13 protein-coding genes and 1 pseudogene are annotated in these 16,716 nt (G+C 40.4%); 8 read left to right on the forward strand and 6 right to left on the reverse strand.

Going from position 1 to position 16,716, the window contains the following annotated elements; translation table 11 throughout:
- Position 1: 1 nt before the first annotated feature.
- The 6 genes and pseudogenes from fic to fliW form a co-directional block, all read right to left on the reverse strand.
- Positions 2–530, reverse strand: a pseudogene (fic, locus tag EAL04_RS03520) (protein adenylyltransferase Fic).
- Between the two features lie 11 nt (positions 531–541).
- Entirely contained in the window at positions 542–1,342 is an 801-nt protein-coding gene (gene proC, locus EAL04_RS03525) for a pyrroline-5-carboxylate reductase (RefSeq protein WP_120973306.1), read from the reverse strand.
- A 14-nt stretch (positions 1,343–1,356) separates the two neighbouring features.
- Entirely contained in the window at positions 1,357–5,064 is a 3,708-nt protein-coding gene (gene hopL / locus EAL04_RS03530) for a Hop family outer membrane protein HopL (protein ID WP_120973307.1), read from the reverse strand.
- A 22-nt stretch (positions 5,065–5,086) separates the two neighbouring features.
- Positions 5,087–7,186, reverse strand: a complete 2,100-nt coding sequence (hopI, locus tag EAL04_RS03535; protein WP_120973309.1) for a Hop family outer membrane protein HopI — start codon at positions 7,184–7,186, stop codon at positions 5,087–5,089.
- Between the two features lie 108 nt (positions 7,187–7,294).
- Positions 7,295–8,356: an undecaprenyldiphospho-muramoylpentapeptide beta-N-acetylglucosaminyltransferase gene (gene murG / locus EAL04_RS03540; protein WP_120973311.1), complete on the reverse strand. Its 1,062-nt coding sequence runs from the start codon at positions 8,354–8,356 to the stop codon at positions 7,295–7,297.
- An 11-nt stretch (positions 8,357–8,367) separates the two neighbouring features.
- Positions 8,368–8,775: a flagellar assembly protein FliW gene (gene fliW, locus EAL04_RS03545; RefSeq protein WP_001105859.1), complete on the reverse strand. Its 408-nt coding sequence runs from the start codon at positions 8,773–8,775 to the stop codon at positions 8,368–8,370.
- Between the two features lie 136 nt (positions 8,776–8,911).
- On the opposite strand from fliW, the gene valS reads away from it, so the two are divergent.
- The 8 genes from valS (at position 8,912) to EAL04_RS03590 (ending at position 16,347) form a co-directional block, all read left to right on the forward strand.
- Positions 8,912–11,530, forward strand: coding sequence for a valine--tRNA ligase (gene valS, locus EAL04_RS03550; RefSeq protein WP_162982476.1), 2,619 nt, complete (start codon positions 8,912–8,914; stop codon positions 11,528–11,530).
- 14 nt (positions 11,531–11,544) lie between these two features.
- A complete protein-coding gene (gene ffh / locus EAL04_RS03555) occupies positions 11,545–12,891 on the forward strand; it encodes a signal recognition particle protein (RefSeq protein ID WP_120973315.1) in 1,347 nt (448 codons plus the stop codon).
- A 73-nt stretch (positions 12,892–12,964) separates the two neighbouring features.
- Positions 12,965–13,195, forward strand: a complete 231-nt coding sequence (rpsP, locus tag EAL04_RS03560; RefSeq protein ID WP_000216125.1) for a 30S ribosomal protein S16 — start codon at positions 12,965–12,967, stop codon at positions 13,193–13,195.
- 16 nt (positions 13,196–13,211) lie between these two features.
- Entirely contained in the window at positions 13,212–13,565 is a 354-nt protein-coding gene (locus EAL04_RS03565) for a KH domain-containing protein (protein ID WP_001209246.1), read from the forward strand.
- A 9-nt stretch (positions 13,566–13,574) separates the two neighbouring features.
- Positions 13,575–14,120, forward strand: a complete 546-nt coding sequence (gene rimM / locus EAL04_RS03570; protein ID WP_162982477.1) for a ribosome maturation factor RimM — start codon at positions 13,575–13,577, stop codon at positions 14,118–14,120.
- A complete protein-coding gene (gene trmD, locus EAL04_RS03575; protein WP_120973319.1) occupies positions 14,121–14,810 on the forward strand; it encodes a tRNA (guanosine(37)-N1)-methyltransferase TrmD in 690 nt (229 codons plus the stop codon).
- 21 nt (positions 14,811–14,831) lie between these two features.
- Entirely contained in the window at positions 14,832–15,188 is a 357-nt protein-coding gene (gene rplS / locus EAL04_RS03580) for a 50S ribosomal protein L19 (RefSeq protein ID WP_000797689.1), read from the forward strand.
- Positions 15,189–15,555: 367 nt separating this feature from the next.
- Entirely contained in the window at positions 15,556–16,347 is a 792-nt protein-coding gene (locus EAL04_RS03590) for an NYN domain-containing protein (RefSeq protein ID WP_120973321.1), read from the forward strand.
- Positions 16,348–16,716: the final 369 nt, after the last annotated feature.

Raw genomic sequence — 16,716 nt, forward strand, 5'->3', positions numbered from 1 at the left:
TTCAAAGCCCTTCATAATAATACGACTGCGTGATGCCTTTAATGAAAGTTAAGGGATCGTTGATATTAGAACTCAAATGCTTTTTTAAAAGCGTTTTGATTTCCAAATCATTCACAGGACTCCTTTCCATTGCACTCAAATAAGCGGCTTTATCAATCCTTTCCCAAAGCACGATTTTTTTCAATTCCTTTTTAAGCAACAAATCAAGCCATATTCTAGTCGCTCTGCCATTACCCTTTTAAAAAAGGGTGAGCGATATTCATTTCCACATATTTTTCTATGATTTGATTGAAATTGCTTTGCGGCATGCTTTCAATTCTGGGTAAAATCAAATCCAAATACAAGCAATTAGCGAACCTGAAATTCGAAATATTTTTATCCCTGATTTTCCCGGCAAATTCATACAACCCTTCAAACAAAAACCGATGGATTTCTTGCAAGCCCTTGATCGTGCCTACTTCTATGGTGTCAATCAGACCGCTTTGGATCAAATGCTTGGCTTTTTCTAAACTCTGCCTGTCTAAATGCATCGCGCTTATTTTTAGGGGTTTTTAGGGGCGCAATTCTTTAGGGGGCGCATTTTTTTCACGCTTTCATGACATGCTTTGATGAACGCTCCCCTAACCCCCTTTTTTTCTAAAACGCTCAAGCCTTCAATCGTTGCGCCTTTAGGGGTGCAAATTTGCTCTATAATCACCTCAGGGCGTTCTTTTTCTAACAGCTTGGCAAAGCCTTTAAAACTCATTTTTACCAATTCTAAAGAATCTCTAGCGTTCAAGCCCTCTCTAATACCGGCATCTTTCAAACCGCTCGCTACCAAGCTTAAAAACGCGAGCGCGCTCCCATTGGTCGCTATACTGGCATCCACCAACTCTTCATGGCTCACTCGCACGCAATTCCCAAAACTCTCAATAATATTCAAAGCCTTTTGGCTTATTAAGGGCATGGGTGATTTTTCGCACACCGCTGTAGAAGAAAGGGCGAATTTGCTCGCAATGTTGGGCATGCATTTTAAGTAATGTAAAGAATTAATCGCATTGCTTAAAGCTTCAAAATTTACGCCGGCTAAAGCGCTCAAAACGCTTTTGGCTTGCCCTTGATAATTAAAATCCTTAAGGTTATAAGGCTTAAACAATAAAAACACGAATTTTTGGTGTATATCAATAGCGTCTTTGTAAGGCACGATTTGGGCTTGAATGTTTTTTTCTTGTAAAAAGGGGGCGATTTTTTCAGGGTTTCTTCCAGTGATCTCTAAAATAAAACGCTTGGATAAAATTTCATGAGAGCCTTCTAAAATCGCTTGAGCCATATTCCCATAGCCGATGAATTGTAAGATTTCCATGACACACCCTTTTTTTAAAACCCCATGATGTAATTGATATAGAAAGTATAAAGCCTCCTGTAGCTCACATCAGCCCCGGCGCTATTCAAATACGCTTGATTGATGAGAGGCACTTTAATCCCAAATTCCACGCTCTTTTGGCTGATAACCCCTTGATTGTGGAATTTCTTAGCAAAACGCTTGAACTCTGCGAAGTTGGTGCGCACCCCAAAATTCAGCGCCACTTGAAAATTCGTTGAATGGATGTCATTAGCGTTCCCCCAATTGTCAATGATTTGTTGCCTTAAAGAGCTAAGCCAGGTTGCGCCGCCTAGTTGGACCCCAGCAAATAGCCCAAAATTCAACGCTTTAGTGTTGTAAGTCCTCCTGAATAAATTCCATAAAAAATCCGTGCCTACCCCATAAGCAAAGATATTCGCTTTCACGCTTTGATTGGCCACACCGATTTCACTAAAGCCGTAATCAAAGAAAAAATAATGCCTAAGGCCTAATTTTCTCGCTTTACCAAAGAAGTATTTATAGCCTATGCCAACCCCTAAGCCGTTGCTCATGCCGTGTTGGGTGCTTTTAGCGGCCGCATACTGGCTTAAAACGGGTTGGGAGCCGTAGTTATTGGCTTGGTTTTGCGCGTTTTGGACCTGATTTCTGGCGTTAATCATCGCATCAATGAGTTTTTGTTGCACCATAAAGAAGGTTTTATCCCCTAAAAGCTGCCGTAAGGTTTGCGAGAACGACTGAATGGTGGTGGTGTTAGAAGTGATTTCTTGGAGCAAGGTTAAAATCGCGTTAGGGCTAATGTCGTTTTGTAAGGCTTGAAACCCTTGAGAAATAGCGCTCGTAATCGCTTGAAAAGCGCTTGTAAGACTAGAAGATACATTACTATCATTATTTTGGATAAACCCGGCGGTTTTGATAAATTCAGTGAGCAAATGGATTAAATTATTCGTATCGCTCACCCCATTCATAGGGATTGCCCCTAAGAGATTGATAAGCCCACCGGAGCAAGTAGAACTAGCACCGCTACTACCATTACTACCATTACATAAATTACTGAGACTGCTACTATTATTTTTTAACGCTTCAAAGAATTGTTTTAAGCCGTTTTCAACGCCTTTATTATTCCCTGAACTAGCGATAATGTTGGCTATTTTTTGGGCGTCATTATAGACTTTTTGTAAATTGCTGTCGGTTGTGGTGGTTGCGGTGGTTGCGGTGGTGGCGCTTTGTTTGTTGGGGGTGTAGCAATTGCTCCCACTGCCTCCATTGCTTCCATTGGTGCATGTTTGATAGCCGTTGTTACTGCCACTATTACCGCTACTATTATAAGTTCCCAACTTCCCATCGCTGGCGTCTGTGAGCATCTGGTAGGCTGTGTTGATTTGACTGGTGCCATTCCCGCCTCCACTGCTTCCCCCATTATTTCCACCATTACCATTAACGCTCTTAAGATTTGTGATGATTTGATTGAGCAAACCACCGCTAGTGAGCGTGATTTGTTGGACATTGTAGGTGATGCTGTTCCCACCACTGCTCCCGCTTTGAGTTGTTGCTTGTGTTTGATACCCTAAAGCGCTTTGTAACCCGCTGTAATAAGCCTTAGAATCGGACCACTGCTGATAGCACCAGTTGCCACCACTCCCATTCGTTCCGCTCGCGCATGCGTTATTATTGTTGGTTGCTCCGCTTGTTTGCTGGGTTTGTTGGCTTTGATTGATCATGGCTTGCATTGAAGTGGGCGTTTGTTGGTCAATCGTATTGATGAGCTGGTAGAAATTCGCTCTCAATTGGATGCGTAAATCTTGGTTATTGTTAGGTGTCATCTCTTGCGACTGACTCCCATTAGTGTTGTAAATCGCATTCGCCCAAGCTTGGATATTACTGCTTTGGCTTTGAAAAGCGCTTTGAATGCTTTGCTGGAAATTATTGACATTTTGCAACACGGTGTTTAAAGCTCCCATCACCGTGCTGTTAGGAGATTGATTGCTCGCCCCACTGCTTTGGGCTAAATTAGTCGTTTTAGCTTCTTCTTCATTATTCACAACCACCATCGCTTTCAGTTTGGGAGCGTCGCTTTTAGCTTGAGCGGTAGTCCCATTAGAGCTTAAAATGTTTTGCAATTGGGCGTTCCCGCTGATGCTCAAACCCCCAGAGTTGCCGCATGAGTTTGTCCCAGATGATGATCCATTAGCGCATAAGATCTTGGCGTTTTTTTGCAAATTTTCTTCTGAAGTTTTTAAAGAATTATAAACGCTCCACACTTGAGAAACCAAGTTAAAAGAATTCACGCCGATCTGCTCTTTGCCGTTGATGGTTTGGACTTTGGAGGTAGCGACTAAAGAATTGTCAAAGCTGTTTGTAGAGCCATTTGTGGAGCTTGTGGAGCTTGTGGCTGAGCATGAAATCCCGCTAGAAGCATCGCTAGAAAGGCTTCCGGTAGCAGTCATGCAATCATAGGCGCTGATATTTTGCCCTTGAGCGTTGGTTACAGTGCCGATTTGGTAGTTATTAGAAGTGTTTTTGAGCAAGTTTTTAGGCTCGCTAAAACTGATCCAAGAAATTTGCTTTAAAGCGTTATTGTATTGTTCTATCGTGCTTTCATAGGCTTGGAAATTCAAAGCGTTGTGCAAGTTGTTTAAATTATAGGTGGTGTTGTTGATCGCATTGTTGTCTAAAGCGTTGATAGCCACGCTTTGAAGCTTTTGAGCGATGGCTTGGACTTGTTGGTTGGCTTGGTTATTTGAAGTGGGGGTTGCGGCTAAAGGGGCTAAATTTTGGATGAATTGCTCCAAACACTGGACTTGATTGGTGCAACCATTGGGGTTATTTTGATTATTAGCGCTTAATTCCCCTTGTAAGGTGTTCATTAAAAGGGTGTTGTTGTATTGTTGTTGGTTGTTGCTGTTTGAAGAAGTGGAGCCTAAAAGGGAATTAGTTGGATAGAATACGACTTGTCCCGGTGGGTTTAACACCACATGCGTTGAGGTTGTGGTGGGGAAAACCCCCACCCCTAAAGTGTTTAAAGCGTTAACAAGAGCGCTCACATAAGCGGTATTGTTGCTAGAAGCGTTCACCGCATCGGTTAGATTGGAGAGCAAGGATTGCGCGTAAGTGGTGCTAGTGGTTTTAGTGATGCTGTGTTCAATTTGTTGCAATAATTCTGTCATGGATTGCGCGGTGTTTTGGAGTTGGGCTTTGACTTCTTTGGTGTTGTTGCTGGGATTAAGGCTATTGATAGAGCTAATGATGCTAGTGCTTAGCACGATGCCTTCATCAAATGCGCTTTGGGTGTTGGAAAGGAGTTTGGCTGTGATTTGTGAAGAATGGGCTTTTAAGGGATCAGAGCTTCCTTTAAGCCCTATGATTTGCTGGGAAATGCTAGAGATTTGACGGCTAGAATAAAAGTCTTTCCTTTTGCCAATTTGATTTAGGATATTAGAAATGCCCTCTAATTGGTTGTCCACGGTGTTACTCACGCCATAGCCTAAAGCGTCAATAACGCTTTGAGAGCTTAAAGTGATTAAACCGGTAGTAGGCCCTGCAATATTGATCGCGCTTTGGGTTACGCTGTTGATGATGTTTTCATTTGCTAAGAGTTGTTTGTTATTGATGAATTGTTGCGTGCCACCGATTTGATAGCCTACAGACATATACCAGCCATTGTCTTCGGCTAAGAGAGAGCCAATTAAAAAGAGTGGTATGAATTTTCTAGCTTTTTTTATCATATTTTTCCCTTATTTTGTTTAATCAAAAGCCTATGTTGTAGCCCACATAAAAACTAAAGGCTCTTCTATACTTCGCTGTAACGCCCTCTGATTGGTAATAGGTGTGATAAAGCACCGGTATTTTAAGGCCAAATTCTACCCCTTGAGAAAAACGAGATCTTCTTTGATTTTGGATTTTAGAAAAATTAGTCCTTATGCCTAAATCAAAAAGGAACTGGAAAGAAGTGTCCTTAGGCTTAAGATGGTTGCCATCCACTTGATCTAAAAAATTCGTTTTCCAGGTTTGCCCTGCCAGTTGGATGCCGGCAAAAAAACCTATATCTATCGCTTCAGTCCCCCTTTTTCTCGTGAAAACATTATAAAGAAAGTCTGTGCCTGCGCCATAGCTAGAGAGGGTGGCTTTCACTAAAGAAGATTCTGCGCCAAATTGAGCGTAACCAAAATCATAAAAGCCATAATACCTAAGCCCAAACATGCGCTTTTTGCCAAAGAATTGCTTATAGCCTATTTTCACGCCAAAGCCGTTCATGTTATTAGAATTAGAGTTATGCTCTAAAAAATTCCTAGCAAAGCCCATTTGATAGACTTGATTCACTTTAGTTTGCATTTCATCAATCACCCCACCAATCACTGCTTTAGAGCGATAAAGCCCATAAGCCATTAAAGTTTTTGCCGTGGGGGAATAGGGGTTGGCTAAGATCCTGTCTATTTGCGCGGGGGTGGGGGCGTTTGTGGCTTGCTCTAGTTGGTTGATGATCACTTTTTGTTCTTGTTGGGCTTGTTGTGGGGTTAAAGTATTTTGTGGGGTTTGACTATTAGTGCCATTCAATTGCCCCCCATAGTTAGGCAAGAAATTCAAACCTTTGTTATTTAAATCCAAATAGGGAGCGACCCAATTGGTGATAAAATCCCCATACGCTACGGTGTTACTAAGCAAGCTTTCCCCATAGTTGATCGCATCTTGCATCTGGCTATAGCTTGAAGTGCCTGTCAGTTTAGCGACCTTGTTGGCGAAATTTTGCATGCCTGAAAAAATCATGGAAGCGGTAATGCCATTAGCGATGATGCTATCGGCTAAATAATAGACTGCTGAGCTAGGGTGGTAGGTGTATTGGCCATCGCCTGATCCAATTGTCGCTCCAGCGGGTAAGTTTTTTAAGGGCGCTTGCGTGCCATTAGTGCCGTTTTTGGTGTAATAACCCGGACCGCTAAAGCTTTGGTAGCCTTGTTGGGAATCGCTGCCATTAGGGGCTTTGTTGTAAGTGAAGCCAAATTGCTTTTCATTGGCTAAGCCTCCTAAAATCCCTGCTTGCATTAAAGCCTGGAAGATGTTTTGGGCGTTTTGAGCGATAGATTTAGCTTCATTGGTAGCGGTGCATTGGTTTTGAGTGCTGCAAATGGTTTGATTGTTGCTTGCTGTGGCTAAGCCGTCTTGTAAAAGGTGTTGCAAGACTTCAGGGCTAAAATTTACAGAGCTGCCGCTAGGGGTGCTAAAGGATTTATTCGTTAAGGTTTGGTTATACCAGAGCGTGGTTAAAGCGTTGGTAATATCATCGTTTAAAGCGTTCATGACATTGGCTAGGCCTTCAGGCAATGCAATAACAGTGCTTTGATTGCCAAATTTGACATTAAAGACTTTGGCGTTAGAAAGATTTTCAGGGTTACGGATTAAAGTCTCGCCGATGAGTTGGGTGAGCTTGTTTAAATTATTGACTAAAGATTGCATATCAAAGGTGGCATTGACATTGCCTCTTGGGGGGTTGTTGCCTGTATCGCCATTTTGGGCGTTTTGTTGATAACCCCCCGCATAGAGCAAACATCTTTTAGAAGGATCAGGGCAGAGCATTTGCATTAAAACCCTAGTTTGTTGACCCATCGCTTCTAAATAATAGGCTAAAGGCACCGCCGCAGATTCTAGAGCGATAGCGTTTTGGCGGATATAAGTGGATGCGTCTTGACTAGCGTTAAGCCCTGAGTTATCTACCCTTTGAACGGCTAGAGAAGTTTGATAACTCACCCCCATAAAAAACCCGTCATCTTCTGCCACTAAGGGATTGAGAAAAAATAAGGGGAGTAGGCTAGAATAGATAAGCCATTTTTTATTAAAAACAAAGTTTTGCAAGGGGTTATCCTTTTCTTTTTATAAAGATTTGAGCTATCCTAAAATTTATCTTATTTATCGCTTAAGTTTAATGGTTAGTCGCTTAATTGTTGATTAAAATGGGCTATTTTAAGCGTTCAAAATCGTTTCAATAATGGTTTTTGCGCCGTCTTTAGCGATTTTTTGCTGCAATTTGTTGCTGATAGTGGTTAGGTTTTTATTGCCTTGATCGTCTTTTTGGTTGAGCTTTCTAATGACTTCAAAGAGTTTTTTAGGCAATAATTCATTTTGAGGCACAACATAGCACAAGTTTTCTTTTTCAAATTCTAAGACATTGTAATACTGGTGGTTATTGCTCGCAAAAGGGTAGGGGATAAAAATCGTGGGTAAGCCATTAGCGCACAATTCCCACACGCTGCTAGCACCCGCTCGGCTCACACACAAATCCGCTCTATGCATGACTTCTATAATATTGTTGTGGAAAGCGAACAATTCTATCTTGTCCAACAGCCCTAATTCCTGATAAAAAAAACGCACTTGTTCATAAGAATTGGGGCCGCAAATGTGCGTGATTTTAATCCCTTGTTTGGTGAGTTTAGGAGCGTTTAATAAAGCGAATTCATTGATCGCTTTTGCCCCTTGCGAACCGCCTAAAAATAAAATATGCTTGATTTCAGTTCGAGTCCTAGCAAAATCAAAAAAAGCGTTTTGCACGGGATAGGAGGTTAAAACATGATTTCCCTTATCTTTAAAAGCGTAGCTTGAAAACACCGCCTTAGCTTTAGGGGAAAGGTAGCGATTAAGAGAGCCTTTAATGGCGTTTTGCTCATGGATATAAAGGGGTATGTGATTGAGCAAGCTTGCAAAACTCGCCGGCCCTGCGCTAAAACCTCCCACGCTAATGGTGTGCGTGATCTGGTGTTTTTTTAGAATCTCTTTGGCTTTGAAAGTCGCTTTAATTTGCAAGAATAAAGAGCCTATTTTTTTAAAGAAGCTTTTATTGACCACGCCTTGCGTGTTGAAAAAATAGCGTTCGCTAAATAAGGGGCTATTTTCAAACCATTCTCTATCTTGCCCATAAGTGGAGCCTAGATAAATGGTCTCTATGCCTTGCTTTTCTAATTCTATGGCTAAGGCTTTAGCGATAGAGAGATGCCCCCCTGTGCCTCCCCCTGTAAGAGCGAATTTCATGCTAAAAACCCTTAAGCTCGTTCTCTTTCTTTAACCACAAAGCTTTTTAAAGGATCCCTAAAGCCAAAATCCGGATAATCCATCATAGAAAGCGCCACTTGAGCACCAAAGCCATTTTTGGAATTAAACACTAAGGGGGCTAAGAAATTAACCATAGAATCTTCTAAATTTTTTTGCAACACGACCACGCAATACACCTCAACTTTGGAATGAGAATCTAATTCTAGCAGTAATTCTATGTATTTGGGTATCACAAAGCTGTATTCCCTCAAACAATAAGGATTCACTAAGACCATATCCAACGCCATGGGCGAGTTCGTTTGACTGACCAATCGGCTGAATAAGGAATCAATTTTTTCCAAACGCACTTCATTGATATGCTCAAATCCTAAAATAGGGGCTTTTAAAAAGTAATTCACTAGACTATCCTTTTTAATTTAAATGCTTTGTTGTATAATTTTAAAAAAATACGCAACAATTAAGAGCGTAAAAGCAAAAGGCGTTCCAAATCCAACCATTTTTGAAAGAACGCTCTATTTTAGGATAATAATAATAATGAAACAAGAACCCACCACTTACCAGCCCCAAGAGATGGAAAAAAAGATTTATGACATTTGCTCTCATAGGGGGTATTTTGAAATTGATGGCAATGAAAAAATCCAAGAAAAAGGCAAGCGATTTTGCTTGATGATGCCCCCTCCTAATGTGACCGGTATTTTACACATAGGGCATGCTTTAACTTTAAGCTTGCAAGATATTTTAGTGCGTTATAAACGCATGGATGGGTATAAGACTTTGTATCAGCCAGGGCTTGATCACGCCGGCATTGCGACGCAAAATGTTGTAGAAAAGCAACTTTTAAATCAAGGGATTAAAAAAGAAGATTTAGGGCGTGAAGAGTTCATTAAAAAAGTGTGGGAGTGGAAAGAAAAGAGTGGGGGAGCGATTTTAGAGCAAATGAAGCATTTAGGCGTGAGCGCGGCCTTTTCTAGGACTCGTTTCACGATGGATAAGGGCTTGCAAAGAGCGGTTAAATTGGCGTTTTTGAAATGGTATGAAAAGGGCCTCATCGTTCAAGATAATTACATGGTGAATTGGTGCACTAAAGATGGGGCATTGAGCGATATTGAAGTGGAGTATGAAGAGCGTAAGGGGGCGTTGTATTATATTAGATATTATTTAGAAAATCAAAAAGATTATTTAGTGGTGGCTACCACACGCCCTGAAACTTTGTTTGGCGATAGCGCGCTTATGGTCAATCCTAATGATGAGAGGTATAAGCATTTAGTGGGGCAACAAGTAATCTTGCCTTTAATCAATCGCACAATCCCTATTATCGCTGATGAACATGTGGAAATGGAGTTTGGCACAGGGTGTGTGAAGGTTACCCCCGGGCATGATTTTAACGATTACGAAGTGGGCAAACGCCACCATTTAGAAACGATTAAAATCTTTGATGAAAAGGGGATTTTAAACGCGCATTGCGGGGAGTTTGAAAATTTAGAACGATTAGAAGCTAGAGATAAGGTCGTAGAAAGATTAAAAGAAAACGCCTTATTGGAAAAGATAGAAGAGCACACGCATCAAGTGGGGCATTGCTATCGTTGTCATAATGTGGTAGAGCCTTATGTGTCTAAACAATGGTTTGTCAAGCCTGAAATCGCTCAAAGTTCCATTGAAAAAATCCAACAAGGTTTAGCGCGATTCTACCCCTCTAATTGGATCAATAATTATAACGCTTGGATGAGGGAATTACGCCCTTGGTGTATTAGCAGGCAATTGTTTTGGGGGCATCAAATACCGGTGTTTACTTGCGAGAATAACCACCAGTTTGTGAGCCTTGATACCCCTTTAAGTTGCCCTACTTGTAAGAGTGAAAAACTAGAGCAGGATAAAGATGTGCTAGACACATGGTTTAGTTCAGGGCTATGGGCGTTCTCTACTTTGGGGTGGGGGCAAGAAAAAAGCGATTTGTTTAATGAAAACGATTTGAAAGATTTCTACCCTAACACCACGCTCATTACCGGGTTTGACATCCTCTTTTTTTGGGTGGCTAGGATGCTCTTTTGCAGCGAATCGCTTTTAGGCGAATTGCCCTTTAAAGACATTTACTTGCACGCCTTGGTTAGGGACGAAAAGGGCGAAAAAATGAGCAAATCTAAAGGTAATGTGATAGATCCTTTAGAAATGATAGAAAAATACGGCGCGGATAGCCTGCGTTTCACTTTAGCCAATTTGTGCGCTACGGGTAGGGACATTAAGCTTTCCACTACGCATTTAGAAAATAATAAGAATTTCGCCAACAAGATTTTCAATGCGGTGAGTTATTTGAAGCTCAAACAAGAATCTTTCAAAGATAAAGAGCGTTTGGATGAATACCAAACGGCTTTGGGGCGTTATGCGAAATCGCGCTTGAATCTTGTTACTAAAGAGGTTCGTAACGCTTTAGATAATTATCGTTTTAATGACGCCACGACTTTGTTATACCGCTTTTTGTGGGGGGAATTTTGCGATTGGTTCATTGAATTTTCTAAAGTGGAAAATGAAGCGATAGACGAATTAGGGAGCGTGTTAAAAGAGGCTTTAAAACTCTTGCACCCTTTCATGCCCTTTATCAGCGAGTCTTTATACCACAAGCTCAGTAACACGGAACTAGAAAATACATGCTCCATTATGGTCATGCCTTACCCTAAAGATTTGGCGCGAGATGAAAAACTAGAGCATGAATTTGAAGTGATCAAAGATTGCATCGTGTCTTTAAGGCGTTTGAAAATCATGCTAGAAACCCCACCGATTGTTTTAAAAGAAGCGAGCGTGGGATTAAGGGAAGCCATAGAAAATACAGAGCGTTTGCAAACTTACGCCCAAAAATTAGCGAGGTTAGAAAAAGTCAGCGTGATAACTTATAAGCCTTTAAAAAGCGTGAGCGATGTGGGGGAATTTTGCCAAACTTATGCGGATTTAGAAAATCTTGATTTAAGCCCGCTTGTTGCTCGTTTAAAAAAGCAGCTAGAAAAACTGGAAAAAGAAAAGCTAAAACTCAATTTGCACAATGAAAATTTTGTCAAAAACGCGCCTAAAAGCGTGCTAGAAAAAGCCAAAGAGAGTTTAAAAACGCTTTTAGAAAAAGAGGGTAAGATCCAACAAGAATTGGATTTGTTAGAACAACCATAATCAAAGGATAGAAAATGTTTCAAGCATTAAGCGATGGGTTTAAGAACGCGCTCAATAAAATCCGCTTTCAAGATGATGAAAAAGCGCTAGACAGAGCGTTAGATGAATTGAAAAAAACGCTTTTAAAAAATGATGTGCATCATAAAGTCGCTAGAGAATTGCTCAAAAAAGTGGAAAGTCAAACTAAACTTAGCGGCATTGGTAAGCAGCAATTTTTAGACGCTTTAGAAAAGAGTTTGTTAGAAATCTTAAGCGCTAAAGGGAGCAGTGGTTTCACTTTCGCTCAAACGCCCCCCACGGTGGTTTTAATGGCGGGTTTGCAAGGGAGCGGTAAGACAACCACCACCGCTAAACTCGCTCATTATTTAAAAACCAAAAATAAAAAGGTGCTTTTATGCGCATGCGATTTGCAACGCTTAGCGGCAGTGGAGCAATTAAAGGTTTTGGGCGAACAAGTGGGCGTGGAAGTTTTTTACGAAGAAAATAAAAGCGTGAAAGAAATCGCCAACAACGCTTTAAAAAGGGCTAAAGAAGCGCAATTTGATGTTTTACTCGTGGATAGCGCAGGGCGTTTAGCCATTGATAAAGAGCTTATGCAAGAATTAAAAGAAGTTAAAGAAGTCTTAAACCCCCATGAGGTGCTGTATGTCGCAGACGCATTGAGCGGGCAAGATGGGGTCAAAAGCGCGAACACCTTTAATGAAGAAATAGGCGTGAGCGGGGTGGTTTTAAGCAAATTTGATAGCGATTCTAAAGGGGGCATCGCTTTAGGTATCACTTATCAATTAGGCTTGCCCTTGCGTTTTATTGGGAGCGGGGAAAAAATCCCTGATTTAGATGTGTTTGTGCCTGAAAGGATTGTGGGGCGTTTGATGGGGGCTGGAGATATTGTCTCGCTCGCTGAAAAAACCGCCAGCGTTTTAAACCCTAATGAAGCCAAAGATTTGAGCAAAAAACTCAAAAAAGGGCAATTCACTTTCAACGATTTTTTAAACCAAATTGAAAAAGTGAAAAAATTAGGCTCTATGAGTTCTCTAATCTCTATGATTCCAGGTTTAGGGAATATGGCAAACGCATTGAAAGACACGGATTTAGAAAGCTCTTTAGAAGTGAAAAAAATCAAGGCTATGGTCAATTCCATGACTAAAAAAGAGCAAGAAAACCCCGAGATTTTAAACGGCAGCCGAAGAAAAAGGATCGCCTTAGGGAGCGGCTTAGAAGTGTCTGAAATCAATCGCATCATCAAACGCTTTGATCAAGCGAGCAAAATGGCGAAACGCTTAACGAATAAAAAGGGCATTAGCGATTTGATGAATCTCATGAGTCAGGCTAAAAATCAAACACCTCCTAAAATACGCTGATTTTTAAGCATGTTTTAGGCGCTTTTGTTGTATAATCTCAAATTTAATACGAATATTTTAGGAGATTTTTGTAATGACAGTCATTAGACTCACTCGCATCGGGAGAAAGAAAAAGCCTTTTTACAGAGTGGTGGTAACCGATTCTAGGAAAAGAAGGGATGGAGGTTGGATTGAATCCATTGGGTATTACAACCCTTTAAGCGAGCCTAAAGATATTAAAATTGATAAGGAGCGCTTGAATTACTGGAAAGGCGTGGGGGCTAAAATGAGCGAGAGGGTGGAAAAACTTTCTCAAAAAGCCTAAGGTTTTGTGAGGCTAAATGCGCGAATCAGATCCTTTGAACACGCCTTTTTCTCAAGCTGAATGTAAGGACTATTCGTATTGCGTGGCAACTTTTTTAGAAAAATATTTAAAAAAGGTTGTTTCTTTTCCGCAAGCTTTGAGCGTGGAGTACACGCTTTTAGAAGATAAAGTCAAACAAATCACTATTTATACCCACCCATCAGACATGGGGCATGTGATTGGCAAAGAGGGCAAAATGGTGAGCGCGATTAAGGCGTTCGTTTCTGGTGTGAAAGCCAAAGATGGGTTTTCTTATAAAATCGTTGTTTTTGCGAGTAATGATAAAAATGGTGATAAAAATCCCCATGCTTTAGGCGATCAAACGCCTTGAATTTTTTTCATGCTTTTAGTGGGTAGGATTGGTAAAAGCGTGGGGCTTAATGGGGGGTTAAAGCTTCATTTAGAGAGCGATTTCCCGGAGTGCTTAAAAAAAGGCGTTAAGGTGAGCGTCGCTCCAACCAACGCTTTCTCTTGTGCTTTTTCTTTTAAAGAATATACAATCCATTCTTATGAACATGCCAAAAATTTGTTGTTTTTAGAAACTATCCACACGCCTGAAAAGGCCAAAGAGCTGACTAATTTAGGGCTTTTTATGAGTGAAGAAGAGAGCAAGAAACTTTGCGTTTTAAAAGAGGGCGAGTTTTTTTATTGCGATTTGATAGGGCTTAGCGTGGTGGAAAAAAACGAGATTTTAGGAAAAGTCATAGAAATCCAAAGGATTTCTCAAATAGATTATTTCATGGTTGAAACCACTCTTAACTTGGTTGGAAAAGGTTTGGCTAAGATTTTTTTAATCCCTTATAGGGATTTTTATATCCAAGAAATCCTTTTGCAAGACAAAAAAATAACCACCCATAACGCCAAAACGCTTTTAGAGAATAGTTGAGTGAAATTCAGCGTTTTAACCCTTTTCCCGCAGCTCATCTTGCCTTATTTTGAAGATTCTATTTTAAAAAGAGCGTTAGAAAAAAATCTTTTTGAATTAGAAGTGTTAAACCTTAGAGATTTTAGCGCTAATAAATATCAAAAAGCGGATCACACGCTCATTGGTGGGGGTGCGGGGCAGATTTTAGACCCAGAGATGATAGAAAACGCGCTCCATTCTGTTAAAAACCCTAAACACACGATTTTTTTAAGCGCGGTAGGCAAGCCTTTCAAGCAAATAGACGCGATGCGTTTGGCTCAAAAAAAGCATGTCGTTTTGGTGTGCGGGCGTTATGAGGGCTTTGATGAACGCTCTATTGAATTGGGTGCTGATGAGGTTTTTTGTATAGGCGATTTTATTTTAACAGGGGGCGAGCTTGGGGCGTTGTGCTTGATAGATAGTATCGCTCGCCACATTCAAGGGGTTTTGGGTAACGCCCAATCTTTAGAAAATGAGAGTTTTGAAAATGATTATTTGGAGGCCCCTAATTTCGCTAACGCTGTTTTTAAATCCAAAGAAATCAATAAAATCCCTGCACCTTTAGAATATTCTAAAGGAAATCATGCTAAAATCAAGCAACTAAAACTTGATTTGTCAAAATTAAGGACAAAATTTTACCGCCTTGATTTATTCAAACAGCACAAATCATGAAATTGACATTAAGGAAAACACATGAAAAACCGCTACATTCAGCAGTTTGAAGACGCTCAATTAAAAGACAAGAGCATGCCAACATTTAAAGCTGGCGATACTTTGAGATTGGGTATCACCATTAAAGAAGGCGAAAAAACACGAACTCAGTATTTTGAAGGCGTGTGCATTGCGATTAGAGGCAATGGCGTGGATAAAACTTTTTGCGTGCGTAAAATAGGGGCTAACAATATTGGCGTGGAGAAAATTTTCCCTTTTTATAGCGAAAGTTTGGCGAGCGTTGAGGTGTTGCGTGTGGGCAGGGTGCGCCGCGCGAAGCTCTACTATTTGCGCGATAGGAGAGGTAAGGCAGCAAGGATTAAAGAAGTCCGCCATTAATTTCTGTTAAGATTCTTTTTTAAAAAGACTAATTAGGAAGACATTTCTGGTTTTTAAGGGTTAGAGTGAGTTTTTAACCCTTTCTTTTAAGAATAGTTTTTCTTTTTAGCTTTTATTACCAACTTTTTTAAAACTTTGCTTTAGCGTTCGTTTTTTTTCAAGGCAGAATTTCAATAACTTTTTTCTCTACTTTCTATCTGTTAAACTGAATTTTTGGCTCTAATGGGGCGTTGGTTGTCAAATTTAAAAAGGTTTTGAGTGTCTGTATTAGATGAGAACAGAATCTTTATTCTATTTAAACAAGGCATGTTTAAATCCCCATGCTATACTCAACCCTTATGGCAAAATTCATATTTTGGGAGAAAGCATGGAAAAAACTGAAACCACGATTTTTGTGGATTGGGAAAATCTTCTCGCCGATTTGAAAGCAATCCAAGAAACGAATGAGCGTTTAAAAGAGCCTAATTTTAATTTCAACAATCCCGATCAACTCTTAGCACTAATCCGTTCGTTTTTGGAGCCTGAAGAGGAATTGAAGCGGATCTATTTTTATGTATCTGAGCCTTTCACAGAAGTTGAACCTAGAATCAAGGGCAATAAAAACGAAGAACTTGAGGAGTATAAAGAGAAGAATCCTAAAGATTATGAGGAAAGAGTGAATAAATCAGGGATTATCCAATCTTTCAACCATGCGATCGCCCAACAAAATCAAGTGAAATTACGAGTCGGGCGGGTAAAGTTCAAATTCGTATATAAGTTCGAAGACAAAGAAGTCTATAATGGTCTAGAAGCCAAGATTTTCATACCTTACTTAAAGTTGCGTCAAAAACGAGTTGATGCGCTGTTGGCGCACGATATTACCAAGCTGTATTGCACCAAACAAGGAGGGTGTATTTTGCTGTTCAGCAGGGATACCGATTTTGTGCCTGTGTTAGAAGCCACTTGGGAGAAAGGCTTTGAAGTCTTCATTGCTAACATTCAAGAAAGCCCCAATTCTGTCCCTTCAGACTTGAAGAAGTCTTGCAATGTGAGAGAACGCAGTGTCGCTGACATTGTAGATAACTTGCCAAAAAATCAGTACACCTCCAAGAAAAAGAACTTTTCCCCCAACGAGCCTTTTAACAACCCATTTAAAGACCAACTCTTTAAGAAGAACTAATGCGCTTCCCCCACCAAGGGGACAAAAAAGCACCCAATTTAAAAGGGTTAGCTTAAGCGGATTTTTCTAATCCATGATTTCATTTTTTGCTCTACTATGGAGTGATTTTTGAAAACGGAGATAAATTAGCGCTTATAGTAGTGGTTTTATGGGGAATGCGTGCGTGTTTTTGGCGGTATTTAGATTTCTCAAAACCCAATTATTTTAAAATTTTAACTTGCTCTGTCAAAAATTTTTATAGTTTTAAGCAAACCTTAAGCTTTCTATGACTATACTTTCATTTCCTTGTTTCAGCAAGGGCTTTTAAAAAGCCGCTTGATACCTTACAAGGATAGCTGATTAAAAGCAAACGATCTTTGAAAACTAAGC

Origin of the sequence: Helicobacter pylori (genome assembly GCF_003638305.1) — a bacterium.
GTDB classification, from domain to species: Bacteria; Campylobacterota; Campylobacteria; order Campylobacterales; family Helicobacteraceae; genus Helicobacter; species Helicobacter pylori_DJ.

Bases quoted from the DNA above. Each gene is read 5' to 3' on its own strand.
- murG (WP_120973311.1), bottom strand. From the start codon at position 8,356: ATGAAATTCGCTCTTACAGGGGGAGGCACAGGGGGGCATCTCTCTATC.
- EAL04_RS03565 (WP_001209246.1), top strand. From the start codon at position 13,212: ATGCGCGAATCAGATCCTTTGAACACGCCTTTTTCTCAAGCTGAATGT.
- ffh (WP_120973315.1), top strand. From the start codon at position 11,545: ATGTTTCAAGCATTAAGCGATGGGTTTAAGAACGCGCTCAATAAAATC.
- rpsP (WP_000216125.1), top strand. From the start codon at position 12,965: ATGACAGTCATTAGACTCACTCGCATCGGGAGAAAGAAAAAGCCTTTT.
- EAL04_RS03590 (WP_120973321.1), top strand. From the start codon at position 15,556: ATGGAAAAAACTGAAACCACGATTTTTGTGGATTGGGAAAATCTTCTC.
- proC (WP_120973306.1), bottom strand. From the start codon at position 1,342: ATGGAAATCTTACAATTCATCGGCTATGGGAATATGGCTCAAGCGATT.
- hopL (WP_120973307.1), bottom strand. From the start codon at position 5,064: ATGATAAAAAAAGCTAGAAAATTCATACCACTCTTTTTAATTGGCTCT.
- rimM (WP_162982477.1), top strand. From the start codon at position 13,575: ATGCTTTTAGTGGGTAGGATTGGTAAAAGCGTGGGGCTTAATGGGGGG.
- rplS (WP_000797689.1), top strand. From the start codon at position 14,832: ATGAAAAACCGCTACATTCAGCAGTTTGAAGACGCTCAATTAAAAGAC.
- valS (WP_162982476.1), top strand. From the start codon at position 8,912: ATGAAACAAGAACCCACCACTTACCAGCCCCAAGAGATGGAAAAAAAG.